Below are 24,963 nucleotides of genomic sequence, written 5' to 3' on the forward strand. Positions count from 1 at the left end.
CGATCAGGGACATTGTGATCAACCACTGGTTACCAGTCGCAGCTCAACCGGCGTGTAGGCTTCAACCGGTTTTTCACTGAGAGCCTGTCTGGCTATTTCAATGCCTATCTCTCCGATCATTCCAGCCTGCTGGGCGACAGTTGCCGCCAGGTCACCGGATTCAACGGCTTTGATACCTTCATCAGTCCCATCAAAGCCGACCACAATAATGTCTCTTTGCGCCGCTTTTACCGCAGTGATAGCACCCAGGGCCATTTCATCATTCTGGGCAAATATTGCTTTAACATTGGGATGAGCCTGCAACAGATTTTCAGTGACGTTTAATGCTCGTGTACGATCAAAATCGGCTGGCTGACTGGCTACCAGAGTCATGTTGTGGGTGGTGACTGATTTCATGAAGCCCTCACCACGGTCACGGGCAGCGGATGTTCCGGCAACCCCTTCGAGCTGCATAACTTCCCCGCCTGCAAAACCTTTCTTCTTCAGCTGTTCGGCAATAAAGTCACCAGCCAGTTCACCACCTGCAACGTTATCGGATGCCACATGGGACAGCACTTCGCCCCCTTCAGCACCCCGGTCCAGAGTAATCACTGGAATATTCGCACGATTGGCAGCTCGAACGGTGTTACCGGCTGCAGAAGAGTCTGCCGGATTCAGCAAAATGGCACTGACCCCGCGAACCGCCAGATCTTCAACATTGGTCATTTCCCGGGCTGAATCGTTCTGGGAATCCAGCACCATCAGGTTGTAGCCGAACTCGTCAGCTTTTTTTTCTGCGCCTTCTTTAAGGGTGACAAAGAAAGGGTTGTTCAGGGTCGAGACCACCAGAGCAAGAGATGGCTGGTCTGAGTCAACAGCCGCATCATCGTTCTTGCTGCAACCGGTCAGAGCCAGACTTGCTGTGAGTGCAGCAGCCAGCAATTTCCTTGGAGACATTATTGTTGAAAAGTTCACGGACACATCCTCATGGTTTTGTTTTAAAAGGCCGGTAAAAACCGACTCACAGTTATTTTTGTCCGGACTGCTTATTTGGCAGATCGGGTATCCACCAGAACCGCCAGCAAAATAACCAGAGCTTTGGCAATAAGCTGATAGTAAGACGACACGTTCAGTAGGTTCAGTGCGTTATTCAAAATCCCGATGATCAGGACACCCACCAGAGTACCCATAACCTTTCCCTTGCCACCGGTCAGGCTGGTGCCACCGAGTACTACCGCTGCAATCGCATCCAGCTCATAACTGGTTCCTGCCGTGGGCTGTGCTGACGCCAGACGACTGGTAACAATTAAGCCTGCCAGGGCCGACAAAGCACCGCTGATGGAATAAACCGCCAGTTTGATCCGGTCCACATTAATACCGGATAGCCGGGTTGCCGATTCGTTACCGCCGAGTGCGTAAACATAGCGACCGATGCGTGTGTGGTTGAGTACGAACCAGGCAATGGCGAATACCAGGGCCATCAGGTAGACAGGAACAGGGATGCCAAACAGATAGCCACTGCCAATAGTGGCGAACGCTTCTGAGGCTGCCCCGTTAGTGGCGGAAACAGGTCGTCCGTCGGTGAAAACCATGGTGGTGCCTCGCAGCAGTGTCATGGTGACAAGCGTGGCAATAAACGGCTGAACCTTGCCCTTGGCAATGACCAGCCCACTCAGGCAACCCATTGCGGCACCAGCTGCCAGAGTGAGCGACACGATAGCGAGGATGTTAAAGTCCATGCCTACCATAGTCGCAGCCAGTGCGCCGGTCATTGCCAGAACCGACCCTACTGACAGGTCAATACCACTGGTGAGAATGACAAAGGTCATGCCAACAGCAATAACAGCATTAATAGAGGTCTGCCGTAAAATATTCAGCAGATTGCCAGTGCTGAAAAAACTGTCGCTGATGAGAGAAATAATCAGCATGAACCCCATCAAGGCAATCACCGATTTATACTCAAACAGCCATTCACGGCTAATATGGAACGACTTCTTTTGTCCCGGATGTTGAAGAGTTGGCTGTGTCATCATCATTATTCCTTCTATGCCGCCTTGCCGACTGCACAACGCATCAGTTTTTCCTGAGTAGCTTCTTTGCGGCTGAACTCGCCGGTTATTCTGCCTTCGTGCATAACCATGATGCGGTCGCTCATTCCCAGAACCTCAGGCATATCGGAAGAAACCAGTAAAATGCTCATTCCCCGTTTCTTAAACTCGTTAATTAACAGATAAATCTCTTTCTTCGCCCCCACATCGACACCCCGGGTCGGCTCGTCAAGAATAAGTACTTTCGGGCTGGTCATCAGGCCTTTGGCAATGGATACCTTTTGCTGGTTGCCGCCACTCAGGTTCCCGATTAACTGATGCTCAGAAGGGGTTTTGATATTGAAGCGGTTGATAAAATCTTTAACACTGTCGTGTTCTTTACCGCTGTCAATTTTTCCTGACGGAGCGGTAAACTGACTCAGGCTGCACAAACTCATGTTGTCGCGGACAGAAAGCCCGGAGATTAGCCCATCACCCTTACGGTCTTCAGAGATATAGGCAATGCCACAGGCAAGTCCCTCGGAAGGGGTTCGGATGCTGATTGCCTCTCCTGCTACTTCAATACACCCACTGGTTGCCCTATTGTCACCGTACAGAGCTTTCATAAGCTCGGTTCGACCCGCTCCCATCAAACCTGAAACGCCGAGAATTTCCCCCTCGCGAAGGGTGAAGCTAATGTCATGAATGCCCGGAGCATTGAGCTGACTCACTTTCAGAGTCAGGCTGCCGGGGCTGGAATCTATTGCGGGATATTGTTCTTCCAGCGAACGTCCCACCATTTGCTCAATAATCCGATCCTCGGTTAATTCAGATACCAGTGCCTGCTCAATAAAGCGACCATCCCGCATAATCGTGGCGTCATCACAGATCTGGAAAACTTCCTGAAGTCGGTGAGAGATATAAACGATGCCTTTACCGTCAGAACGCAACTGGCGAATAACCCTGAATAGGCTATCGGTTTCTTTGTCTGTCAGGGCATCAGTTGGCTCATCCATAACAATGACTTTTGAAGAAAACGACAGTGCTTTTGCAATTTCCACCATTTGCTGAACACCGATGCTGAGTTTTCCTACCGGTGTCGAGGGTGGGTAATCCACTTCCAGCATGGTCAGAAGCCTGCTGGCTTCTTTCATCATTCTGTTCCAGTCAATGCAGCCAAAACGACCTGTGGGCTCTCGCCCAAGAAATATATTTTCTGCAATGGACAGCTCAGGTATCAGGTTGAGTTCCTGGTGAATGATACTGATGCCCTGCTGCTGAGAATCCCGGGTGTTTTTAAATTCAGTGTCTTTGCCGAGGTATTTCAGTGAGCCGCTGTCCTTTTCATAAATACCGGTCATCACTTTCATCAACGTCGATTTTCCGGCACCGTTTTCACCCAGAAGCGCCATAACCCGCCCCGGGTACACGATCAGACTGGCATGATCAAGCGCACGAACGCCCGGAAAGGTTTTGATAATGCCACTCATTTCAAGAAGCGGTTTAACCGATGGGGAGTTGGACAAGGCTTTTTCTCCTAGCCAGTGAATAGTCAGAAAGCCACACCAGACTTCAGGATCACGTTGGCATAAGGCGTACATTCACCCGTACGGACAACTGCAAGACTCTGGTCAGATAATTGCTTGAATTGCTCATGGCTGACCTCAATCAGCTCTACGGCTTTTCCCTGTTCGGATTCCAGCTGATGGATGCGTTCAATAAAACGGTTGTGAGTTTCAGGGCTGATCTGCAAAAACTCTTTTGCAATGATGATTTGCTCAACCACGGTTTCCGAGAGAACGACATCTAGCGTCTCCAGAAAGCCCGGTATTCCATGAGTCAGTGCCAGGTCAATACGGTCAACATCCGTGCTAATCGGTAAGCCGCAGTCGGCAATGGTGAGTCCTTGTCCGTGGCCAAGGCTGGCAACGACTTTGGATAGCTGAGGGTGTAAAAGTTTGTTTTTCTTCATTCAGTAGTACCAGTGGGCAACAGTATGCAGTCGCAACGAAACGTTTGCGCAAACGTTTTTCTGGGCTGAATGTAACAAACCAGGCATTAATAACTATTGATAAGGATCAAGAGTTATCAAATCCCATCAACAAATTTCACCAATTATTCTCATGTCGTTATAAAGTCTGACAACGCCCGTCAGGTAAAAACATCCGTTTATGAGAGGCAGGAAAACGTGCTGTTGCGCTCAACGAAAGTCGGAATCAGAACATGTTCGCAGGCAAGTAAAGATTGATCAGGTTCACCCTTGCCAGTCAGTTGAAGTGACAGCCTGGTGGCTTGCTCCGCCATGGCTGCTGCAGGATAGCGTACGGTAGAAAGCTTTGGATTCAGATAGCCAGCGATAATCAGGTCGTCAAATCCAACCACAGAAACATTTTCCGGGCATTTAATCCCGTTTTCCGCCAGTGCCGACAGAGCCCCTGCTGCCATCATATCGTTGTACGTGACAATCGCGGTAAGAGATAGCTTCTTGGCAAGCAGATTATAAGTCCCCAGCCTTCCACCCTCCTCGGAAGGGTAGCAGGTAGTAATAAACTGTTCATTAATACCAAGCCCGAACTCAGCCAGAGCCTTTTTATAACCCATTAACCGGTGAACGGCGTCATCAATATCCTGTTCTGAACATAAATAGCCAATGCTCCGATGACCCCGGTTCAGCAAATGTCGGGTTGCAATATAACCACCGTGGATATTGTCGAGGGCAACACAGCGGTGTCGGATTGATTTGATGTAGCGATTGATCAGTACCAGACCAGGCACCTGGTTAGCGTATTCTATCAGTTCATCATCTTGCAGCCATTTGCTGTGAATAATGGCATGGTCGCAGTGACTCAATAATTGGTTTATGGTCTGTCGCTCTGTTTCAGCACTGTATTGACTGCTCAGGGCGAGAAGCCGCTTGTCGTTTTTTCTGGCAACCGTTTCGACGCCTTTGAGTATTTGACCAAAAAAAGGCTCTGATACATCTGAAACCATGACGCCAATCAGGCTTGCCGAGTGTTTGTTGCCGCTCGTCTTGTAACCCAGTCTGGCGATAGCCTCATGAACGGCTTTAGTGACTGCCTGGCTTGTATTTGACTGGCGATTGATAACCCTTGATACGGTTGCCGTAGACACATTGGCTTCTCTGGCAACATCCTTTATCGAAACCATACTTTTTCATTAACCATTCGTTTTTCAGTACCTGTTTAGTTAACCAGTCAGAAACGACCGGGCTTCATCTGATTCAGTGTTTTATACCTTTTGAGGTATCTGGTTGCAAACTAATGCTGATTATATAAACGACAACTTTTCAGCTTCTTAATACGCCTCCGGCTTGTTAAACGATGTGTCTTGTTGTAGCGGAGCGCATGTCCGACGGTAGATCGATCCACAACAGAAAATGTAACGGTTACATCTTTTGTTGCATAAGTATAGGGCACCTTACGGAATTCTTACTTAGTGTTTGCAACTGTTACATAAAATTGATCTGTATCACAATGTTCACAGCCCCTTAAGTGTATGATCGCTTTTGAAAAGCTATGAGCGTTTTGGAGCAGCGTTGTTTGTGCATTGTTGATGTACTTGCCTGAAACGGCTTCGACCAGAATATTTGTAACGTTACATACAGCGACTGATTACAGGGTAAATAATGAGTTTGTTGATTCGCCGGGATTGGGAAAATCCAGAAGTAACCTCCTGGAACCGTTTGAAAGCGCATTCGCCTTTGCAAAGCTGGTCTTCAGAAGTTTCAGCATTGAACGGTGTCGTCAGTGACAGAAAAATCATTTTGGATGGCGACTGGGATTTTGGTTTATTTTCTTCGCCCGAATCGGTGCCAGCCAGTTTTCCTGAAAAGGGTGTAACAGAATCCCAAACCACGATAAAGGTTCCCGGTAACTGGCAAACCCAGGGGCACGACAAGCCCATTTATACCAATGTCAAATACCCTTTCCCATGCAAGCCTCCATTTGTCCCTGAAGACAACCCCACCGGTTGTTACTCAACCACCTTCCAGCTGCCAGAAAACTGGGAAGCCGACAGTCAGACCCGCATTATTTTTGATGGCGTAAACAGTGCATTTTATCTCTGGTGTAATGGTGAAATGGTCGGCTACTCGCAGGACAGCCGTCTGGCTGCGGCATTTGACCTGACGCCTTATCTGCAATCCGGAGAAAATCGCCTGTGTGTGATGGTCATTCGCTGGTCCGATGGCAGCTATCTGGAAGATCAGGATATGTGGTGGCTCAGTGGTATTTATCGCTCAGTCACCTTGCTGAACAAGCCTGCCTGCCATATTGCTGATGTACGAATCACGCCGGATCTGGATCATTACTATAACAATGGTTCTCTGAACATTGTCGTCGATACCTGTCAGGGGCAAAACCTGTCGGTTCGAAGTACCCTGTACTTCGGCGAGACCGTTATTGATTCGAAAACTCAAACGGTCGGAATCCCGCTGGTGGATGAAAAGGGTGGTTACGATGATCGCTGTGCGATCGACTTTGATGTTACTGCTCCAAAATTATGGAGTGCTGAAGAACCCAACCTTTATCGTCTGACTGTTACCCTGATTGATACTGACAGCGGTAAAGCGTTTGAAACGGAAGCTTATGATGTAGGGTTCCGTAAAGTTGAAATTAAAAATGGCCTGCTAACCCTGAATGGTTCACCGCTGATGATTCGGGGAGTGAACAAGCATGAACATAACCCTGCCACTGGCCACTTTGAAACCGTCGAAGACGTAAGAGAGCACCTGCTGCTGATAAAGCAGAGCAACTTCAATGCCGTACGCTGTTCTCATTACCCACATCAGCCTGCCTTTTACCAGTTATGCGACGAACTGGGTCTTTATGTTGTGGATGAAGCCAACATTGAAACCCACGGCATGACCCCAATGAGTAAGCTGGCGGATGATCCCCGCTGGCTGAGTGCGTTTATGGAGCGAACGACTCGCATGGTCGCCCGGGACTTTAACCATCCGTCCATTATTCTCTGGTCGCTGGGTAATGAGTCGGGTTACGGTGCCGCCCATGACGCTATGTACCAGTGGATTAAACGAACCGACCCTTCACGCCCTGTGCAGTATGAAGGTGGTGGTTCCAATACCGCCGCGACAGACATCATCTGTCCAATGTATGCCCGAACGGATCAGGACCTGCCGCAGCCGTGGTATGACGCACCGAAGTGGGCATTGAACAAGTGGGTGGGAGAGCCCGGCGTAAATCGTCCCATCATTTTGTGCGAATACGCCCATGCCATGGGTAACAGTCTGGGTGGCTTTGCCGAGTACTGGGAAGCATTCCGCAAGCATGAGCGTTTGCAGGGCGGCTTTATCTGGGACTGGGTTGATCAGGGTCTGGATAAGTACGACGAGAACGGCAAACACTACTGGGCTTATGGCGGTGACTTCGGCGATGAAATCAATGACCGTCAATTCTGTATTAATGGTCTGGTGTTCCCTGACAAGACCCCGCATCCAACGCTTCATGAAGCCAAACGAGCGCAGCAGCCTTTCACCTTTGAATTAATTGAAGGTGATCGCCTGATGCTGATGGTAACCAGCGAATACAACTTCATTAAAACAGAGAATCACCGAATCAGCTGGGAACTTATCGCTGATCAGGAGGCTGCTGGTGCAGAGCGTCTGACAACCGGTGAAGCGAAGCTGAATATCGCTCCGGGGGAATGCCAGCAGATCATTATTGAACTGCCTGATACTGAACTGGGGGCGCTGCCACGTCTGGATATCGCCATTACCCAACCTGAGGCAACCACCTGGTCAGCAGCGGGTCATGAAGTGGCTCGTCAACAATTTATGCTGCGTGAGCCTCTTATGGTTAACAAGCGGTCTTCCAGCCGAAAAGCTGCCGTGATTCGTGAATCTGAAACGGATTACTCCATTTCTGCAGGCAACAACCAGTGGCTGTTAAACAAGAATAAAGGTCAGCTGACCAGCTGGATTAAAAACGACAAAGAACAGTTACTAGAACCTCTGGAAGATAACTTCTTCCGGGCACCGCTGGATAATGATATCGGCGTCAGTGAAGTTGACCGGCCTGATCCAAACGCCTGGATGGCGCGCTGGCAGAGAGCCGGATTATTTAATCTGGTGCATCGCTGCGTTGCTATAGAGTGTGACCATGAGCAGGGCATCGTCACGGCTCATCACGAATATTTTGCAGCAGAGCAGGCTGAACAACCGATTATCAAAACACTGTGGACTTATCGGTTCTCGGCGGATGGTGAAATGGAGATTGCGGTTGAAGCTCAGCTTGACCCATCGTTGCCACCACTCCCGCGTGTGGGTGCCAGCCTGCGATTGAAGCACAAGCCTGAGACGGTCACCTGGCTGGGGCGTGGCCCTCATGAAAACTATCCGGATCGCAAGTTAAGTGCGGATATTGGGCAATGGACAGAAGCAACCGATGCTCTGCATACGCCTTATATTTTCCCGAGTGAAAACGGCCTGCGCTGTGATACCCGCAACCTGTCGTTAGGAGATGTCACCGTGAAAGGTGATTTCCACTTCGGTGTCAGCCCTTATGGTCAGGCACAACTGGCCAGGGCGCTACACACCAATGAACTGAAAGAAGGCAAAGGCCTGTTTGTTTATCTGGACGGTTTCCATATGGGAATCGGTGGCGATGATTCCTGGTCACCGAGTATTCGTCCGGAATACCAGCTGAAAGATTCCTCCTACCAATGGTCGTTTGAATTGTCCTGAGTTGTGTGGGATCGGGGTCACCGCTTCAGGTGGCCCCCGGTCGCATTGAACGCTCACGATTGCAAGTTACGAATAAAAAGATTTTCTTCACCGTTTTGGGTAAGTACTAACCATGAATTATCGATAGATTTGTTCCGTTTCGTTAACTTCGTATTGATATAAATCATTATTTCTCACTCCTTGTTCACTTAGTATCAAAAGTGACCATCGGGTTGCACAGGCTCCCCCTCTTAACAGACATCAGTTACTCTGCGTCTGTTAAGAGGGGGAGCCTGTGCCTGTTTAAGAAAAACGAGATTAAAATGAAAAAAGCAAAAGTACTGGCCGGGGTGTTGACAGGGTTGGCGATGACCGGCGCTGTCCAGGCAGCAACATTGGGTGTAACCGTTTACCGCTATGACGATAATTTTATGTCCGTTGTTCGTCGGGCTCTTGAACAGGAAGCAAATGAAGAGGGTGTTGGTCGTTTGATGATGAACGACTCACAAAATAACCAGTCCATGCAAAATGACCAGATTGACATCATGCTGGCTCGTGGTGTGGACGCACTGGCCATTAATCTGGTCGACCCGGCTGCTGCACCGGTTATTATCAGCAAAGCGAAAATGGATGGCGTACCGGTTGTCTTCTATAACAAGGAACCGACGGCTGAAGAATTAAAGAGCTATGAGTATGCCTATTATGTGGGTACAGACTCTGCGGAATCAGGCATTATTCAGGGTGAGCTGATTGCCAGTCACTGGGATGTCAATCCACAATGGGACCTGAATAAAGATGGCGTGATTCAGTATGTTCTGCTGAAAGGCGAGCCAGGTCATCCGGATGCCGAAGCACGTTCCTCCTATGTTATCTCTACCCTGAATGACATGGGCTATGAAACCGAAAAGCTGCATCTTGACACCGCTATGTGGGATACCGCTATGGCTAAGGACAAGATGGATGCCTGGATTTCCGGCCCGAATGCCGAGAAGATCGAAGTGGTTATTTCCAATAATGACGCCATGGCGATGGGAGCCATCGAGTCTCTGCGCGCTGCCGGACGATCTGATATTCCTGTATACGGCGTTGACGCCCTGACAGAAGCCGTTGCTTTGATTAAAAGCGGTGAAATGCAGGGTACCGTTCTTAATGACGGCATTAATCAGGCGAAGGCAACACTTCAACTGACTCACAACCTGGCTCAGGGCAAGGCTGCCGGAGAAGGTACTGACTGGGTGATCAAAGATAAGGTGGTTCGTATACCTTATGTGGGTGTAGACCGCGAGACTCTGAAGCAACAGTAATCTGTCGTTTTTAGCTTTAATACACTGTCGTACAAAACGGGTTAGGGACTCAGGCTGTCTTCTGATTTGGATGGCAGAAAGCTCTCTGCCCGTTTTTGCGCCTATACGCCTATATAAGAACGAAGCTTATGTCCAATAATGAAAAGCAGTTCCTTCTTGAAATGACTGCTATCAGCAAGGAGTTTCCCGGGGTCAAGGCACTTGACCGGGTTGATCTCAAAGTTCGTCCGCACTCTATTCACGCACTGATGGGGGAAAATGGTGCAGGCAAGTCCACACTCCTGAAATGCCTGTTTGGTATTTATGAGAAAGACGAGGGTGAAATCGTCTTTCTCGGAAAACACGTCCATTTCAGCTCATCCAGAGAAGCGCTTGATAACGGTATCTCGATGGTGCATCAGGAGCTGAACCAGGTACTGCAAAGCTCAGTCATGGATAACATGTGGCTGGGGAGGTATCCGAAAAAAGGTGGCTTTGTTGATTACTCAAAAATGTACAACGATACCAAAGCCATTTTTGAAGAGCTTGATATTGATGTAGACCCCAAAGACAGGGTTGCAAAGCTTTCTGTATCCCAGCGGCAAATGGTCGAAATTGCCAAAGCCTTCTCTTACAACGCACGTATTGTCATTATGGACGAGCCAACCTCGTCCCTCACCGAGAAAGAAATCAAACACCTCTTTACTATCATTCGCAAGCTGAAAGACCGAGGCTGTGGGATTGTTTATATCTCCCACAAGATGGAAGAGATTTTTGAACTGTGTGATGAAATTACCATTCTGCGTGACGGTCAGTGGGTCAGTACCCAGCCACTGGAAGGCCTTACCATGGATGAAATTATCAACATGATGGTAGGGCGTGAGCTGACTCAGCGTTTCCCTGAAAGAGATAACACGCCTGGTGAGGTCATTTTAAAAGTCAGCGGTCTGACTGCCAAAAACCAGCCTTCTATAAACGACATCAGTTTTGAATTGCGTAAGGGGGAGGTGTTAGGTATTGCCGGTCTTGTGGGAGCCAAGCGTACAGATATTGTAGAAACTATTTTCGGTGTCCGGGAAAAGGCAGGCGGCACTATTCTGCTGAACGATCAGGAAGTGAGCAACAAAGATGCCCACGAAGCTATAAAGAATGGCTTTTCACTGGTCACTGAAGAACGACGGGCGACGGGTATTTACGCCAAGCTGGATATTACCTTTAACTCCCTTGTTGCCAATATTGAAAACTACAAAGGCAAGTTCGGTCTGCTTTGCAACAAGGAGATGGGCAAGGACACGCAGTGGGTCATTGACTCCATGCGGGTAAAGACACCGGGGCATCACACTCATATCGGTTCGTTATCCGGCGGTAATCAGCAGAAAGTCGTTATTGGGCGCTGGCTGCTGACTCAACCTGAAATTCTGATGATGGACGAACCCACCCGGGGTATTGATGTAGGCGCCAAGTATGAAATCTACCAGCTGATTCTGGATCTGGCGAAAAAGGGTAAGGGTGTGATTATGATTTCCTCGGAAATGCCCGAGCTACTTGGTACGACAGACCGTATTCTGGTAATGAGCAATGGGCGAGTCGCAGGTATTGTTAATACCAGAGAAACCACACAGAACGAAATTCTAGAACTGGCATCACGCTACCTGTAATTGAAGGAGTATTCTCATGGGCAATGCAACAAGCCTTAACCGAAAAGGCTTTAACGCAATGCAGATGATCAAGGAAGGTGGTATTTATGCCGTACTTCTGATTCTGCTGGCTGTTATCATTATTCAAGAACCGTCGTTTGTTAGTCTGAGAAACCTGAGTAATATTCTTACCCAGTCGTCAGTACGGATTATTATTGCTCTGGGTGTTGCAAGCCTGATTGTGACCCAGGGAACCGACCTTTCTGCCGGTCGTCAGGTCGGACTGGCAGCCGTGATTTCTGCCACTATGTTGCAGGCACTGACCAATGCCAACAAAGTGTTCCCGGAACTGGGTGCTATTCCCATCCCTGTGGTTATCCTTCTGGTCTGCTCTATCGGTGCCATCATCGGGCTGTTAAATGGCTTTGTGGTCGCTTATCTGAAAGTGACCCCGTTTATTGCCACGCTGGGCACGATGATCATCGTCTACGGTATTAACTCCCTGTACTTCGATATGGTGGGAGCCTCGCCCGTTGCGGGTTTTGACCCCCGGTTTTCAGAGTTTACCCAGGGTTTTATCCGGCTAGGTAGTTTCAGGTTGTCGTATATTACGTTTTATGCCGCCATTGCTATTGTTATCAGCTGGGTGATGTGGAACAAAACGGTCTTTGGCAAAAATATCTTTGCCATCGGTGGTAACCCCGAAGCCGCTAAAGTGTCCGGTGTCAACGTGACTTTGACGTTGCTGAAAGTGTACGCATTGTCTGGTGTTTTCTATGCATTTGCCGGTCTGCTGGAAGCGGGTCGAATCGGCAGTGCCACGAACAACCTTGGCTTTATGTACGAACTGGATGCGATTGCAGCCTGCGTGGTGGGTGGAGTGTCCTTTGCCGGTGGTGTGGGCAGTATTGCCGGCGTGGCAACAGGCGTATTAATTTTTACCCTGATCAACTACGGCATGACTTATATCGGCGTAAGCCCTTACTGGCAATACGTCATTAAAGGTTCCATTATCATCTTTGCGGTGGCTCTGGACTCAATGAAGTACGCTGAGAAGAAGTAAGGAGAAAGGCAGACAGGAATGAGGAAAACGCCCTTGTCTGCCGCTTCGAACTATAGACGTACTCAGGCTGAAAAGGTTGTCTGCAATCTCAACACTGGTCTTGCTGTAGGCCTGAGAGCTTTAGAAGTAAAGAAGTCGAAGGACTGACGCTGGATTTGAAATTAGCGATGCGATGATCGACGAGATTTTGATATACGATGGGGAGATCAGGATATTCTATGATCCCGCTGTGACTATCGACTCAACAGCTCGACTCAACAGCGGTTCATAGTAGAAGAAAATGGCTCCCCGAGCTGGACTCGAACCAGCGACCAATAGATTAACAGTCTACTGCTCTACCAACTGAGCTATCGGGGAACAAAGATGGTGGGTCGTGTAGGATTCGAACCTACGACCAATTGGTTAAAAGCCAACTGCTCTACCAACTGAGCTAACGACCCACAGACAACCAGCTACGCAAGCTGATCATTCAAAAGTGGCTCCCCGAGCTGGACTCGAACCAGCGACCAATAGATTAACAGTCTACTGCTCTACCAACTGAGCTATCGGGGAATAAGGCCAGACAACTTAACACATAAACGCGAGAGAAGGAATGGTGGGTCGTGTAGGATTCGAACCTACGACCAATTGGTTAAAAGCCAACTGCTCTACCAACTGAGCTAACGACCCATGCCGCTCATCAGATACGCAACCTGACAAACCCTGCCGCACCTCAACCGATCAAAATCTAACCAGAAAGAAGTGGCTCCCCGAGCTGGACTCGAACCAGCGACCAATAGATTAACAGTCTACTGCTCTACCAACTGAGCTATCGGGGAATCGCGTTTGGTGATGCGTTGTCATCATCACCTGACGGCAGCGAATATTAATGAGATTTCCGGCTGAGTCAACCCTTAATCCAAAACAATGTGTAAAAAAGGCTCAAAAAATTTTTTTGAGATAACAATGAGATATATCAGAACCCTGCGCCACCAGCCGGTAAAGTTTCCAGACCTGATGCCGGAGTAGGGCTGCAGAGTCAGTGTGACTGCTTTTAGGTTATTTTATCTATTTTGTTCACGCAGAGAGCTTTTCATTATTGCCCTGAATCAATGCCTTACTCATCAAACTCAACCACTATGCCCGGCAATCATCCAGGGGCTTTGACAAACCTCCGTCATGACTCCCTGGGCAAAGGCCAGAAAGAGTGAGTCAAATGCTGTTTGAACAGGATCGTATCGAAATCATTACTGCCCGGAAAAAAACACAGGTTGAGGAGTTCCTGAAGGTCAGGGGGTTAACCCTTGAATCAGACATTGAACTGACCATCGGCCTGTTCCGTGACAAAACCCTGATCGGAACCGGCTCCATCGCGGGCAATATAATAAAGTGTGTCGCAGTATCCTGTAAGGTGACGGGTGAAGGCATTGGTTTGAAACTGGTGTCCGAACTGGTTAATCACGCTTACAGCATGGGCCGCAGAAAACTGTATGTTTATACCAAACCCCAATATCGCCCTATCTTCAGCGGTGCGGGTTTCTCACCTCTGGCGGAAGTTCCCGAAACTGTGACATTACTGGAAAACAGCAGCAGTCGTCTGGCTACCTATATAAAGGAACTTGAGCAATACCGGAAAACGGGTACCAATATCGCTGGTATCGTCATGAATGCCAACCCGTTTACACTGGGTCATCGCTACCTTGTGGAAAAAGCCTGTCAGGAAAACGACTGGGTTCACCTGTTTGTGGTGAAGGAAGATGCGTCAGAATTTTCTTACGATGTGAGACTTCGTTTAATACTGGACGGTCTCGAACATCTGCACAACGTCACCGTTCACGAAGGCAGCGATTACATTATTTCAAAAGTGACCTTCCCCACTTACTTTATTAAGGACAAACAGATCGTCGAGGACGCCCACGCCCGGCTGGACTTAACCCTGTTCAGAAACCACATTGCCCCGGCACTGGGCATCAACCGTCGCTACGTAGGCAGTGAACCTTTCTGCATAGTCACCAGCCATTACAACCGCGTTATGAAAGAAGTGTTTGATGATAGCGCCCTGCCCTGTCCGGTCATTGAAGTGAAGGAAGTTAGACGACACGAGCAGTCAGGGCATGCCGTCTCCGCCTCCAGAGTCAGGGAGCTGATCGGTTCAGTTGAGCTGGATAAACTGTCAGCACTGGTTCCGGCCTCCACCCTCAGTTACATCAACAAAGAGCACGTCAGTAAGGGGCACACTAATAAAGGGCACACTAATAAAGTGTACCCGGCGAACCCGTTTTACACGATGAACTGAAGGCTGGTTGTGTTCATTCTGATCATAAGTTTTTTTTTGCCAGACAGCGCCAATGATGTGTATCAAAAAAGACTCGACTTCATTTCAATAGGGTTGACGTTGATTTCATGAGTCCTGTTCTGCAGGATGCAACTATTTTGAAACCTATTTTGAAACCTATTTTGAAACCTATCATGGCGGGTTGTCACACAGTGAAAATTACAGAGTCTGCATTTGCAGGGTCACTGGAATCCAGTGACCTGCTGGTTCAAATTGAACCGAATAATGAGGGTGGCCTTTTTATAGACCTTGAGAGTTCTGTAGAAAAACAGTTTGGTCAGGCTATTCGCAAAACCGCACTGGACACTCTGGAAAAAATGGGTGTCACGTCTGCCCGACTGACCCTGCAGGACAAAGGCGCTCTTGATGGTGTTATACGAGCCCGTATTCAGGCAGCCGTGCTGCGCTCCACCGGTGAAGAAACGATTGACTGGAGTCGTCTGTAATGAGTGAATCCATGCAACTGCGCAGAAGCATGCTGTTTGTTCCCGGCCATAATGCCGCCATGCTGGCAACGGCGCATATCTACAAACCCGATACCATTATGTTCGATCTGGAAGACTCTGTTGCACTTCGGGAGAAAGACACCACCCGCCTGATGGTGTTCCACGCCCTTCAGAACCCGCTTTATAAAGACATTGAAACAACGGTTCGCGTTAACCCTCTCTACACGCCCTACGGTCATAAAGATATTGAAGCGGTGGTTCGTGCCGGTGTTGATGTTGTCCGTTTGCCGATGGTGTCCACCGTCGAGCAGGTCCTTGAGGGCGACCGGCTGATTACCGAGATAGAACAGTCCTGTGGCCGTGCCGTTGGCAGCACGAAGCTAATGGCCGCCATTGAGTCGGCAGCAGGCATCGCCAATGTTTTTGAAATAGCAAAATGCTGCCCACGCCTGATGGGCATTGCCCTGGCTGCGGAAGACTATGTCACCGACCTGAAAACCACCCGCTCAGCCACCGGCGAAGAACTGTTTCTTGCCCGCAGCCGTATTGTTGTGGCGGCGCGTGCTGCCGGCATTGCCTGTTACGATGCGGTGCACTCTGACGTGAACGATGAAGAAGGCTTTATTACCCAGGCCCGGCTGGCGAAACAGATGGGCTTTGACGGCAAGAGCCTGGTCAACCCGCGCCAGATTGATTTGCTTCACGGTGTCTACGCACCAACAGAAGACGAAGTCGACCACGCCATTACGATTGTTGAAGCAGCTACCGAAGCGGCAAACAGAGGCATTGGTGTGGTCTCGCTGAATGGGAAGATGGTAGACGGCCCCATTATTACTCGTGCCGAGCGCACGATCGCATTAGCCAGAGCCTGTGGAATGAAAGTGGAGCTGTAAGGGATATGAACAAGAATTCTATTGGCCGTGAAATACCGGTATCAGGCGTTGAGCTGTTTGGCGGGCCTTTCCAGAAAACCCCCTACCTGCCCCGTGAAAGCGGCATTCCGTCCCATAACCGCAATGGCAAAATTGTCGACTCCCTGGAACAGGCGATCATTAACAGCGGCCTTAAGGATGGGATGACCATCTCCTTCCACCACCATTTCCGTGGCGGTGACAAGGTACTTAACACGGTCATGGCAATCATTGCCGATATGGGCATAAAAGACCTGACCATTGCGCCGAGTTCTTTGCTCGATCACCATTCGCCGGTTATTGAGCATGTAAAGAACGGTGTCATTAGCAAAATATACACCTCCGGCATGCGTGGTGAGATTGGTCAGTTCATCTCTGAAGGCGGGATGGAAGAACCGGTCATCATTCACTCCCACGGTGGCCGGGCGCGAATGATTGAGTCCGGTGAGCTGACCATTGACGTGGCTTTTCTTGGTGCGTCAACGTCCGATATTTTTGGCAACGCCAACGGCCAGAGCGGCAAGACCCGCTGCGGTTCCCTCGGCTACGCCAAGGTGGATTCAGCCCACGCCACTCACACCATACTGCTGACCGAGCAGATCACGGGTTTTCCAAACATCCCCAACAGCATTCCCCAGGATCACGTGAACAGCATTGTGGTTCTGGATGAAATTGGCGATTCATCCAAAATCAGCCAGGGGGCGGTGCGGATGACTAAAAACCCCCAGGAACTGCTTATTGCCCGACAGACTGCCCGGGTCATTGAACACTCCGGCTTTTTCAAAGACGGCTTTTCATTCCAGACCGGTTCCGGTGGTTCATCACTGGCGGTTGCCCGTTTCCTGAAAGACATTATGGATCGCCATAACGTTAAAGGCGGCGTGGCGCTGGGTGGCATCACCACTCCACTGGTTCAGCTTCATGAGGAAGGTTATTTCCCCAAGCTGATGGATACCCAGTCTTTCGACGGTGACGCGGTGGAATCCATTGCCCGCAACCCGGACCATCTGGAAATTTCCGCCTCCCAGTACGCCAGCCTGCACACCGGAAGCTGCTCCGTGAATATGCTGGACTTTGTGGTGCTGAGCGCTCTGGAAGTGGATACCGACTTCAATGTTAATGTTATGACCGGCTCCGACGGTGTGCTCCGGGGAGCTTCCGGCGGGCATTGCGATACGGCGGCCGGAGCCAATGTCACCATTCTGGTAATGCCACTGGTGCGTGGGCGCATCCCCTGTGTGGTGGATGCCGTTAACACCGTGGTCACACCCGGTTCTACTGTCGATGTACTGGTTACAGACCAGGGCATTGCCGTGAATCCGGCCCGAAAAGAATTACAGGAACGACTGCGGGCGGCAGGCTTACCCGTGGTCAGCATTGAGTACCTGCACGAGCGAGCCATCAGCATTACCGGCAAGCCTCAGCCTATCGACTATAACGACCGTGTTGTCGCCCTGGTTCAATACCGTGACGGCACCATTATCGACGTGGTTCGTCAGGTGGCTTCCTGAGTGTGCGGCCAGTGACCATGAGCAGGGTAACACTTCAGGATATGCTTCAGGCACGGGACTGGCGGCGTGAGCAGCAACAGCGACTGTTAACACAGCACGGCGGCTCTCTGATCTCCTTCACCATTAATATGCCCGGTGACGTGAAAGACTGTTATGCCAGCCGGGTTGCCTTTGACCAGGGGCTGAAAGCAGTGCAGACGCTGTTGCGCAAAAAAAACTGGCACTGTGTGGTTACCCTGACGGAGCGAAAAGCCACAGGGCCATTGGCACTGGTGGCTTTGGCACAGCCGGATGCAACAGCGGTCAAGCAGGCAATGATCGAGCTGGAAAATGAACACCCGCTGGGGAGACTGTTTGATCTTGATGTTCTTGACCGGGACGGACGAATTCTTTCCCGGAAAGAATTTGGGGCTCCGGTGCGTAAATGCCTTGTGTGTCATCTTGATGCGGTTATTTGTGCCCGTTCACAACAGCACGACATTCAGCAGCTTCGCGCTCATATTCATGAGCTGGTTGTGTTACAACAAACGACTGTTGACGAATAATTAACTGTCTCGCCTTTTCTGAAAAATTCAGGAAAGGCGAGCTTTCCAAGTAGCCTCTCATGATCGAATCCCTTCTTGAAAAACCCTCAGAAAACTTCTGTTCTGACCCGTCTGACCCGGCGCATTTTATTGCCGGACTCGCCTACGAGGCGATGCTGCTGGAAGTATTAACCACCCCAAAACCCGGACTGGTTGACCAGGCTAACAGTGGTTCACATAAGGATATGAACCTCTCAACGTTTATTGACAGCGCCGGGGCTATTCAGCCATGGCTTAATCATTTTGTGTCGGCTGGAATGAAAACGGCCCATGCACCGGCAGAAACAGTGCTTGCCAGTATCAGGCCTCAGGGTATCGCCTGTGAGCAGGCCATGTTTAGTGCCACAAACGGGGTTAACACCCATAAGGGCATGATTTTTTCCATGGCTATCGTCCTTGCAGCAGCGGGTCGACAGCTGACACTGGAAGGGAAAGAAGGACTGAACAGCGAAAAGCTCTGTGACCAGGTCGCCGCAATGACAGCAGGGCTGATTGAAAGAGAACTGTCGTCTGTCCTGAAACCCCGGACTGCCGGTGAACGTTTGTTCCAACAGTTCGGACTTACCGGCATCCGGGGAGAAGTGGAGTCCGGGTTTGCAACCGTTCGGCAGCACGCCCTGCCGGTGTTAACCTCTCTGCTAAAACACGGCCCCCGAAATATTGCACTGCTACAGACACTGCTACACCTGATGGCCCACAACAACGACACCAATATCGTTTCCCGTGGGGGAATGCTGGCTTTGAAATACACTCAGAAACGGGCTCGCTCTTTGCTGAAAGAAGGGGGCGTACTGGCAGACAATGGCCTGGCCAGCTTGCACGCGTTTGACAGGGACATGATCGCCAGAAACCTGAGCCCTGGTGGCAGTGCCGACCTTCTGGCTCTGACGTGGCTGATGCACAGGCTTGAAACGATCAGCAGCCCATTGAGCAATTATTGACCAATCTCATGGTTTACTCAGCATAAGCACTATATGATCATCAGCACCATGGACTCTTATAAAACGTGAACGGCCTTGCTCGACAAGATAAAACCCATACTGAACTGGTTTTCAGGTTCAAAGTTTCAGCACCGTATCTTTCTTATCCTTCTGTTAACCAGTCTGTTTGAAATTGTCACGGTCAGTCAGGGAGCCTCATCCCTGATAGACGACATCATTGCAGAACAGGCCAGCCATAAGGCATTGAGTCAGGCAAAAATAATAGCCCGCATTCCCCTCATAAAGAGAGCGCTTCAGGAACAATCTCCGGAGTTAATTCAAGACCTGATGCGTGACATTCAACGTTCTTCAGACACCGCTTTTATTGTTGTTGGCGATTTACAGAGTGTACGGTACTTTCATCCAAACCCTGGTAAAGTTGGCCTGACCATGACAGGCGGTGACAATAACTGGGAAAAGCTAAGCCTTGGACAACCCTATAGCTCGATCAGTACCGGCAGTATGGGGCTTTCGGTCCGGGGCAAAGCCCCTGTGATGGACGAACAGGGTCGTCTGGTGGGCATTGTCTCGGTCGGGTATATGGTGAGCCAGATCGACAGCCGTATTGCCTCAGATGCTGCCCCTGTTATTTACCTGACCTTCTTTGTTGTGCTGCTGGCGCTCTTTATCGCGTTTGTTATCTCATGCTATCTGAAAAAGCAGCTTCTGGGCATGGAGCCCGAGAGTATTGCAAGACGCCTGCAGGAACGTACCGCAATCATGCGGTCACTCTATGAAGGCTTTGTGGCTGTAGACGACAAAGGCATAATTACCGCTGCCAACCCATCGGCCCGGGAAGCCCTGTCCCAGGGTGAAACCCCGCTGCGGGGGAGGAATATCCGTGAGTTCCCGCAATTTATGGAGCTGGTACAACGGAAAGAACTCTGTCAGGAAAAAGATCTGCACATTACCATCGACGACACCATGCTCATTTGCAATGCCACACGCTACGGAACCCCGGGTACTCCTTACGGAACGGTGATCAGCTTCCGCAAACAGGAAGATATTGAATTACTGACCCGGCAGCTGTCACAGGTCAGGCAGTATGTGGAAACCCTCAGAGTGCAGGCTCACGAGTACGCCAACAAGCTCTCTGTCATTGGCGGCATGATTTATATGCAGGATTATGACCGGGCACTTGCCTATATAGAAAGCCAGAGTCGTTCACACCAGCAAACCATTGACTTTATGAATCAGAACATCTGTTTCCCTAAACTTCGGGGGTTACTGATGGGCAAGTACCATCAGGCTCAGGAACTGGGAATAGAATTTATTATGGACGACGGCTGTTGTCTTAATAAGCTACCAGAGACGACGACCGAGGAACAGGTGATTGCCATTGTCGGTAATTTACTCAGTAATGCTTTCGAGGCAGTACAACGCCGTGTCACCGGAGAAAGACAGGTAACGCTTCTTATTACGGATGTCGGTGACGATCTTGTTATAGAGGTCGAGGATAATGGCCCGGGCATACCGGATGATAAAATCCCTGACATTATCCGCAAAGGCGTGACTTCCAAAAAGGGAATAAACCATGGTGTCGGGCTGTTCCTTGTCAACAGCATTATCAATCAGGCCAATGGTCACTTGCTGTTTGAACCGGCACAGCCATCAGGGGTCGTTGTCACTGCCGTTATTCCGGGGCATTCAACCCGTTGTCGGAATGGCTCTGAACATTCAGTTTCTTACCAATAAAGCTTTTTTATGGAACGTATTAACACTCTTATCGTTGAAGATGACCTGAATATTGCGCGGCTGAACAGCTTTTGTGTAGAACAGATGTTCCGCTTTAAAGAGGCGGGTATCGCATCCAATACCGAAGAGGCCAGAAATATGATTAACATATTGAAGCCTGATCTGGTTCTGCTGGATAACTACCTGCCCGATGGCCTTGGCATTGACCTGGTCAAAGAGCTGGGTAGCAAGGAAGAAAAGCCCGACATTATTCTCATCACCGCCGCACGGGACGTAGAAACCATTCAGGCAGCCATGCGCAATGGCGTGTTTGATTACGTTATCAAGCCCATCGCCTACAGCCGACTGCAGGAGTCATTGCAGCGATATCTTGATTTCAAGCTTGCCAGAGGTGAGACAACCCTGACCCAGAATGCGATAGATAACCTGTTTGGGCATACCTCCCACAGCAACACGGGTAAGGAGTACCCCAAAGGTATTGACCCTATTTCACTGGAGAAGGTACGACAGGCGCTGGACAACAGTGAGACGTTCTCAGCAACTCAGCTGAGTCAGCTGATTGGTGTCAGCCGAACCACTGCCCGCCGCTATCTCGAATATTCTGTCAGTGTTGGTATGGCGACAGTAGCGGTTTCTCATGGTCATGTAGGAAGGCCGGAAAGGCTGTATAAAAAAGCCCGGAGGTAATAATAGCCCTGCCCCGTCACCACAGCCCGGCAAGGGGAATGGAGACAGGGCAGAAAAAGTCAGACAGAGCGATACTACAAATCCTGTTTCCAACCTCTTGGATCAAGAGCTTTATTTACTTCTCTATTAACGGCAGTTGTATTTTTGTTCCAGCTTTCAATGGCTTCATTCTTTTGAGAAGATGGCTCCCTGCCATGGTAAAGGGGGTTTTCGACTGAATAAGAAAAACTTCTATTTTTAAAACCCAATATTCCATTTACACGAAATCTATTCGCATAAACTGCTCCTGCAAAAGATTGATAAATATTTCTATCTCCATAATTACCCAAAACAAAAAACTTTCCCAGAACGTTAGACTCCAAACCTTTTACCGCAATGAGTGATATAGGTGATCCGAACATTGTCAGGCTGCCATTTTCCCTAACCATTGTACTAATTAATTTACCGTCACCTGCGTCAACGCCAATTTCATTTTTAAAAACCTGATCTCCTGAAAACTGGACCGGCTTATAGTCAAGATCAAAGTAAATGGCCTAATGAGGACAATTTGTTAGTTTTTTCGCACTGGCTTTCATAGCTGATTCAATAGCACTACAGCTATTACGAAGAATATTAATTCTAAAAAAGTTAACTTTCTGGCCTAAGTCCTGATCATTCTTATCGCCAAAATCGATTTCAGATTGAATGGTCGACGTATGAAATTCATTTTCATAAACATTGTAGTTATTAATTTTACTACCACGCCAATCAATTTTTTTGACATCCAAAACATTAACATTATCAAGACCATACGATTGTAGTGTACGTTCAAAGTCCTGGTACTGAGAAATAGCTTCTTCACTCAAACCATAGGAGTCATACCATAAAAACACCTGTTTATCAGGGTTGTAAAAAGCCCAGTCATAAATCGTTTGCTGGTGCGGCAGAAGATCGGTGTTAGGTATTTCGTGTCCCCAGCTTGTTTTGCGCCCGGTCAGCCTGAACCAGATCAGGTGGATAGATACGTCACTATTATTTTTCGACTGTTCATTTTTATTTTTTTTCCCGGATAGCACATAGGCAAAATCTTTCCGCACAGAACTAACAGCATCAAAAATATCATCGTCTGTATTCTTTTCAATGACGACAGAGAGCAGCCTCACCATTGCATCAATAATATAAGGGGTATCACCATCTTCCAGAAACCTTCGTTTTCCTTTTTTTGACAGGCTATTTTTTATTTCATCCAGAAGACTTTCCTCAACATCCAGTTCTGAAAAAACTTTATACCATTTACTGTCTTCAGTACTAAAGTGCAAAACCAGATCTGTAACAGCTTCTCTTGATAATCTATTCTCATCACTGTATTGCGAATTTTCTATAAGGCTATCGTGGCTAAAATATTTATCAATACTCACATTTATTGCTTCGTACAGATGAGTATCTTCAAATTTTATTGAGTGAATACTGTTATCTGAAAAAGACAGTGAAGAAAAAAACAGACAGCAAAGAAAAACAGTAATACCGTTTCGCACTTTTGCTGTCAGTATACATCGAACAAATTTCATTTATTTTGCCTGTATAGAAGATTTATTAATAAGCACTCTGACAGTTACTTTTTCTTATTAGTTCCACACAGGGGCAGCATTTTTTGGAAAAATATAAAAGAGCCTTAACCTTTTTCTCTGCCCCGTCACCACAGCCCGGCAAGGGGAATGGAGACAGGGCAGAAAAGTCAGGCAGAACGGCACAGTTTCAGCCGATCAAGCCAGAATACCAAAGGCGACAGAAGCAATAACGAGAACAATCCCGCCACCGAGGCGTGATGAAATCTGGGCATAGGAGATCAGGTGCATTCGCTTGGATGCAGCCATCACTTCCAGGTCGCCGGAGCCACCACGGTTAGCCATACACAAACCGGCGGTAATAGCGGTTTCAATCTCATAGAAACCAGCCACTCGCCCGCCCAGGGCACCTCCGATAACAGCACCCAGCACAATCATGGTTGCCATGATAATGTTGGTCAGGGAAATCGCCGCAATGATTTCGCCAAGATCGGTATAAGCAACACCCACACCCACCATCAGAACCCAAAGCATCTGCTTACTGAAAAACTGGGACATTTTCTGGGCACCGATTTTCAGTTCCACAGGAACAATGCCAGACATATTCATCACCGCCACAACGATGACCATGTAGGCGTACCTGTGAATACTGACACCCGCAAAAGACGGTACTATTTTGGACAGAATGTGACCAAGGGTATAAGCCGTACAAGCCAGCAGCAAACCAACGGCGAGATCCCGTGGGGTAATTTTACGACCAGGCTTGTCGTCTTCAGGAATCTTGAACTTACCCTTGCGAACCAGCTCACCATCACCGGTCAGGTTTGAGTACTTTTTACCCAGACGGTCCAGAATGGAAGCAGCAGCAATAGCAATGATATTGGCAATGGTCAGAATGGAAATCGCTACAGAGTAGTAAGCTTCGGCAGAATTTCCGGTGGCCTGCTGATAAATCTCTGCCAGCGGAACAGCGCCAGCACCATTGCCTCCCCCCATAATGGGCAGGACATACAGCATAATCGTTTCACCGGGTGAAATGCCGAACATCATTCCGCAGGCAATCCCAAGGGCGGCAGCACCGGCAACCGCAAACAAAATGGAAGGAATATACCCAACCAGAGAACGACGGAGCAAAACGCGGTTTACCGACAAAATACTGCCCGTAATCAATACGGCAATGAACAGGTCAATAAACTTATAGTTTTTGATGAAGTCCGTAATCACCGCCACTTCGCGCTCTGACATCAGGCCAGCGTACACAAGCCAGGCCGTACCCAGAAAAATCAATACCGGGGCACCACCAATGTAGCGGTTCCAGAAAGGAAGCCGCTTGCCAATCTCCCCAAAAACGGCCCCGATGACAAAACTGATTGACAGGCCGCCCACCAACCCCCCAGGCAGGACATCAAAGGCGTGCGCCACAAGAATGACGGTGGCCGCTGCGGCAAACAGGTGAATAGACATCCCGAACACTTCAAGGTTCATCAGTTTATCGGGTAAGGACTCACGGGACGCAGCGTTAAAATGCTGATTGGTTTGTGTACTCATTAGAATTCGACCAGTAATTATCAATTATCCGGCATTCATCCTAAGGAAAAAAAA

General features: G+C 49.0%; 20 protein-coding genes and 5 tRNA genes. 12 read left to right on the forward strand and 13 right to left on the reverse strand.

Features of this window, described 5'->3' with window-relative positions; genetic code table 11:
• Window positions 1–18: 18 nt before the first annotated feature.
• From rbsB to NX722_RS19055, 5 genes are all read right to left on the reverse strand, one after another.
• Window positions 19–954 carry a ribose ABC transporter substrate-binding protein RbsB gene (gene rbsB, locus NX722_RS19035; RefSeq protein WP_262564435.1) on the reverse strand — a complete coding sequence of 312 codons (936 nt, stop codon included), beginning with the start codon at window positions 952–954 and terminating at the stop codon, window positions 19–21.
• A 71-nt stretch (window positions 955–1,025) separates the two neighbouring features.
• A complete protein-coding gene (rbsC, locus tag NX722_RS19040; protein WP_265442369.1) occupies window positions 1,026–2,009 on the reverse strand; it encodes a ribose ABC transporter permease in 984 nt (327 codons plus the stop codon).
• 14 nt (window positions 2,010–2,023) lie between these two features.
• Window positions 2,024–3,607 carry a ribose ABC transporter ATP-binding protein RbsA gene (rbsA, locus tag NX722_RS19045; RefSeq protein WP_262564437.1) on the reverse strand — a complete coding sequence of 528 codons (1,584 nt, stop codon included), beginning with the start codon at window positions 3,605–3,607 and terminating at the stop codon, window positions 2,024–2,026.
• On the reverse strand, window positions 3,559–3,978 hold the full coding sequence (gene rbsD / locus NX722_RS19050; RefSeq protein ID WP_262564438.1) for a D-ribose pyranase: 420 nt from the start codon (window positions 3,976–3,978) through the stop codon (window positions 3,559–3,561). The genes rbsA and rbsD overlap by 49 nt, the downstream gene beginning before the upstream one ends.
• A 197-nt stretch (window positions 3,979–4,175) precedes the next feature.
• Window positions 4,176–5,174: a LacI family DNA-binding transcriptional regulator gene (locus tag NX722_RS19055; protein WP_262564439.1), complete on the reverse strand. Its 999-nt coding sequence runs from the start codon at window positions 5,172–5,174 to the stop codon at window positions 4,176–4,178.
• Window positions 5,175–5,652: 478 nt separating this feature from the next.
• On the opposite strand from NX722_RS19055, the gene NX722_RS19060 reads away from it, so the two are divergent.
• The 4 genes from NX722_RS19060 (at window position 5,653) to mglC (ending at window position 12,689) form a co-directional block, all read left to right on the forward strand.
• Window positions 5,653–8,727, forward strand: coding sequence for a beta-galactosidase (locus NX722_RS19060; RefSeq protein ID WP_262564440.1), 3,075 nt, complete (start codon window positions 5,653–5,655; stop codon window positions 8,725–8,727).
• Window positions 8,728–9,029: 302 nt separating this feature from the next.
• On the forward strand, window positions 9,030–10,010 hold the full coding sequence (gene mglB / locus NX722_RS19065) for a galactose/glucose ABC transporter substrate-binding protein MglB (RefSeq protein ID WP_262564441.1): 981 nt from the start codon (window positions 9,030–9,032) through the stop codon (window positions 10,008–10,010).
• 128 nt (window positions 10,011–10,138) lie between these two features.
• Window positions 10,139–11,647, forward strand: a complete 1,509-nt coding sequence (gene mglA, locus NX722_RS19070; RefSeq protein ID WP_262564442.1) for a galactose/methyl galactoside ABC transporter ATP-binding protein MglA — start codon at window positions 10,139–10,141, stop codon at window positions 11,645–11,647.
• Between the two features lie 16 nt (window positions 11,648–11,663).
• Entirely contained in the window at window positions 11,664–12,689 is a 1,026-nt protein-coding gene (gene mglC, locus NX722_RS19075; protein WP_262564443.1) for a galactose/methyl galactoside ABC transporter permease MglC, read from the forward strand.
• 281 nt (window positions 12,690–12,970) lie between these two features.
• On the opposite strand, the gene NX722_RS19080 is transcribed toward mglC, so the two are convergent.
• The 5 genes from NX722_RS19080 to NX722_RS19100 form a co-directional block, all read right to left on the reverse strand.
• Window positions 12,971–13,046 (reverse strand) — tRNA-Asn (locus tag NX722_RS19080).
• 7 nt (window positions 13,047–13,053) lie between these two features.
• Window positions 13,054–13,129: transfer RNA gene (locus tag NX722_RS19085), tRNA-Lys, on the reverse strand.
• Window positions 13,130–13,165: 36 nt separating this feature from the next.
• Window positions 13,166–13,241: transfer RNA gene (locus NX722_RS19090), tRNA-Asn, on the reverse strand.
• A gap of 41 nt (window positions 13,242–13,282) precedes the next feature.
• Window positions 13,283–13,358: transfer RNA gene (locus NX722_RS19095), tRNA-Lys, on the reverse strand.
• 73 nt (window positions 13,359–13,431) lie between these two features.
• Window positions 13,432–13,507 (reverse strand) — tRNA-Asn (locus NX722_RS19100).
• 377 nt (window positions 13,508–13,884) lie between these two features.
• On the opposite strand from NX722_RS19100, the gene citC reads away from it, so the two are divergent.
• The 8 genes from citC to NX722_RS19140 all read left to right on the forward strand — a co-directional run bounded on the left by citC (window position 13,885) and on the right by NX722_RS19140 (window position 21,817).
• Window positions 13,885–14,964 (forward strand): [citrate (pro-3S)-lyase] ligase, encoded by a 1,080-nt coding sequence (gene citC, locus NX722_RS19105; RefSeq protein WP_262564444.1) that lies wholly within the window; start codon window positions 13,885–13,887, stop codon window positions 14,962–14,964.
• Window positions 14,965–15,155: 191 nt separating this feature from the next.
• On the forward strand, window positions 15,156–15,449 hold the full coding sequence (citD, locus tag NX722_RS19110) for a citrate lyase acyl carrier protein (RefSeq protein WP_262564445.1): 294 nt from the start codon (window positions 15,156–15,158) through the stop codon (window positions 15,447–15,449).
• Window positions 15,449–16,342, forward strand: coding sequence for a citrate (pro-3S)-lyase subunit beta (gene citE / locus NX722_RS19115; protein ID WP_262564446.1), 894 nt, complete (start codon window positions 15,449–15,451; stop codon window positions 16,340–16,342). Before citD ends, citE begins: the two co-directional genes overlap by 1 nt.
• A gap of 5 nt (window positions 16,343–16,347) precedes the next feature.
• A complete protein-coding gene (citF, locus tag NX722_RS19120; RefSeq protein ID WP_262564448.1) occupies window positions 16,348–17,871 on the forward strand; it encodes a citrate lyase subunit alpha in 1,524 nt (507 codons plus the stop codon).
• Window positions 17,872–17,888: 17 nt separating this feature from the next.
• Complete coding sequence (gene citX, locus NX722_RS19125) at window positions 17,889–18,416, forward strand: citrate lyase holo-[acyl-carrier protein] synthase (RefSeq protein ID WP_262564450.1); 528 nt, start codon at window positions 17,889–17,891, stop codon at window positions 18,414–18,416.
• 59 nt (window positions 18,417–18,475) lie between these two features.
• Window positions 18,476–19,396, forward strand: a complete 921-nt coding sequence (citG, locus tag NX722_RS19130) for a triphosphoribosyl-dephospho-CoA synthase CitG (protein ID WP_262564451.1) — start codon at window positions 18,476–18,478, stop codon at window positions 19,394–19,396.
• A 75-nt stretch (window positions 19,397–19,471) separates the two neighbouring features.
• Window positions 19,472–21,130 (forward strand): ATP-binding protein, encoded by a 1,659-nt coding sequence (locus NX722_RS19135; RefSeq protein ID WP_262564452.1) that lies wholly within the window; start codon window positions 19,472–19,474, stop codon window positions 21,128–21,130.
• 9 nt (window positions 21,131–21,139) lie between these two features.
• A complete protein-coding gene (locus tag NX722_RS19140) occupies window positions 21,140–21,817 on the forward strand; it encodes a response regulator (protein WP_262564453.1) in 678 nt (225 codons plus the stop codon).
• A 74-nt stretch (window positions 21,818–21,891) separates the two neighbouring features.
• On the opposite strand, the gene NX722_RS19145 is transcribed toward NX722_RS19140, so the two are convergent.
• From NX722_RS19145 to citS, 3 genes are all read right to left on the reverse strand, one after another.
• The gene (locus NX722_RS19145) at window positions 21,892–22,179 is read right to left on the reverse strand and encodes a hypothetical protein (protein ID WP_262564454.1); all 288 of its coding nucleotides are present in this window, start codon (window positions 22,177–22,179) and stop codon (window positions 21,892–21,894) included.
• Window positions 22,180–22,350: 171 nt separating this feature from the next.
• Entirely contained in the window at window positions 22,351–23,364 is a 1,014-nt protein-coding gene (locus NX722_RS19150) for a hypothetical protein (RefSeq protein ID WP_262564455.1), read from the reverse strand.
• Between the two features lie 195 nt (window positions 23,365–23,559).
• Entirely contained in the window at window positions 23,560–24,909 is a 1,350-nt protein-coding gene (gene citS / locus NX722_RS19155; protein ID WP_262564456.1) for a citrate/sodium symporter CitS, read from the reverse strand.
• Between the last annotated feature and the right edge of the window lie 54 nt (window positions 24,910–24,963).

This window comes from Endozoicomonas gorgoniicola, from assembly GCF_025562715.2.
In the GTDB taxonomy this organism is placed as follows: domain Bacteria; phylum Pseudomonadota; class Gammaproteobacteria; order Pseudomonadales; family Endozoicomonadaceae; genus Endozoicomonas_A; species Endozoicomonas_A gorgoniicola.

Coding starts and splice junctions, on each gene's coding strand:
- citG (WP_262564451.1), top strand. CDS start 18,476: ATGATCGAATCCCTTCTTGAAAAACCCTCAGAAAACTTCTGTTCTGAC.
- citF (WP_262564448.1), top strand. CDS start 16,348: ATGAACAAGAATTCTATTGGCCGTGAAATACCGGTATCAGGCGTTGAG.
- NX722_RS19140 (WP_262564453.1), top strand. CDS start 21,140: ATGGAACGTATTAACACTCTTATCGTTGAAGATGACCTGAATATTGCG.
- mglA (WP_262564442.1), top strand. CDS start 10,139: ATGTCCAATAATGAAAAGCAGTTCCTTCTTGAAATGACTGCTATCAGC.
- mglB (WP_262564441.1), top strand. CDS start 9,030: ATGAAAAAAGCAAAAGTACTGGCCGGGGTGTTGACAGGGTTGGCGATG.
- NX722_RS19055 (WP_262564439.1), bottom strand. CDS start 5,174: ATGGTTTCGATAAAGGATGTTGCCAGAGAAGCCAATGTGTCTACGGCA.
- rbsC (WP_265442369.1), bottom strand. CDS start 2,009: ATGACACAGCCAACTCTTCAACATCCGGGACAAAAGAAGTCGTTCCAT.
- citC (WP_262564444.1), top strand. CDS start 13,885: ATGCTGTTTGAACAGGATCGTATCGAAATCATTACTGCCCGGAAAAAA.
- NX722_RS19150 (WP_262564455.1), bottom strand. CDS start 23,364: ATGAAATTTGTTCGATGTATACTGACAGCAAAAGTGCGAAACGGTATT.
- rbsD (WP_262564438.1), bottom strand. CDS start 3,978: ATGAAGAAAAACAAACTTTTACACCCTCAGCTATCCAAAGTCGTTGCC.
- mglC (WP_262564443.1), top strand. CDS start 11,664: ATGGGCAATGCAACAAGCCTTAACCGAAAAGGCTTTAACGCAATGCAG.
- citS (WP_262564456.1), bottom strand. CDS start 24,909: ATGAGTACACAAACCAATCAGCATTTTAACGCTGCGTCCCGTGAGTCC.
- citE (WP_262564446.1), top strand. CDS start 15,449: ATGAGTGAATCCATGCAACTGCGCAGAAGCATGCTGTTTGTTCCCGGC.
- NX722_RS19060 (WP_262564440.1), top strand. CDS start 5,653: ATGAGTTTGTTGATTCGCCGGGATTGGGAAAATCCAGAAGTAACCTCC.
- citX (WP_262564450.1), top strand. CDS start 17,889: ATGAGCAGGGTAACACTTCAGGATATGCTTCAGGCACGGGACTGGCGG.
- rbsA (WP_262564437.1), bottom strand. CDS start 3,607: ATGTACGCCTTATGCCAACGTGATCCTGAAGTCTGGTGTGGCTTTCTG.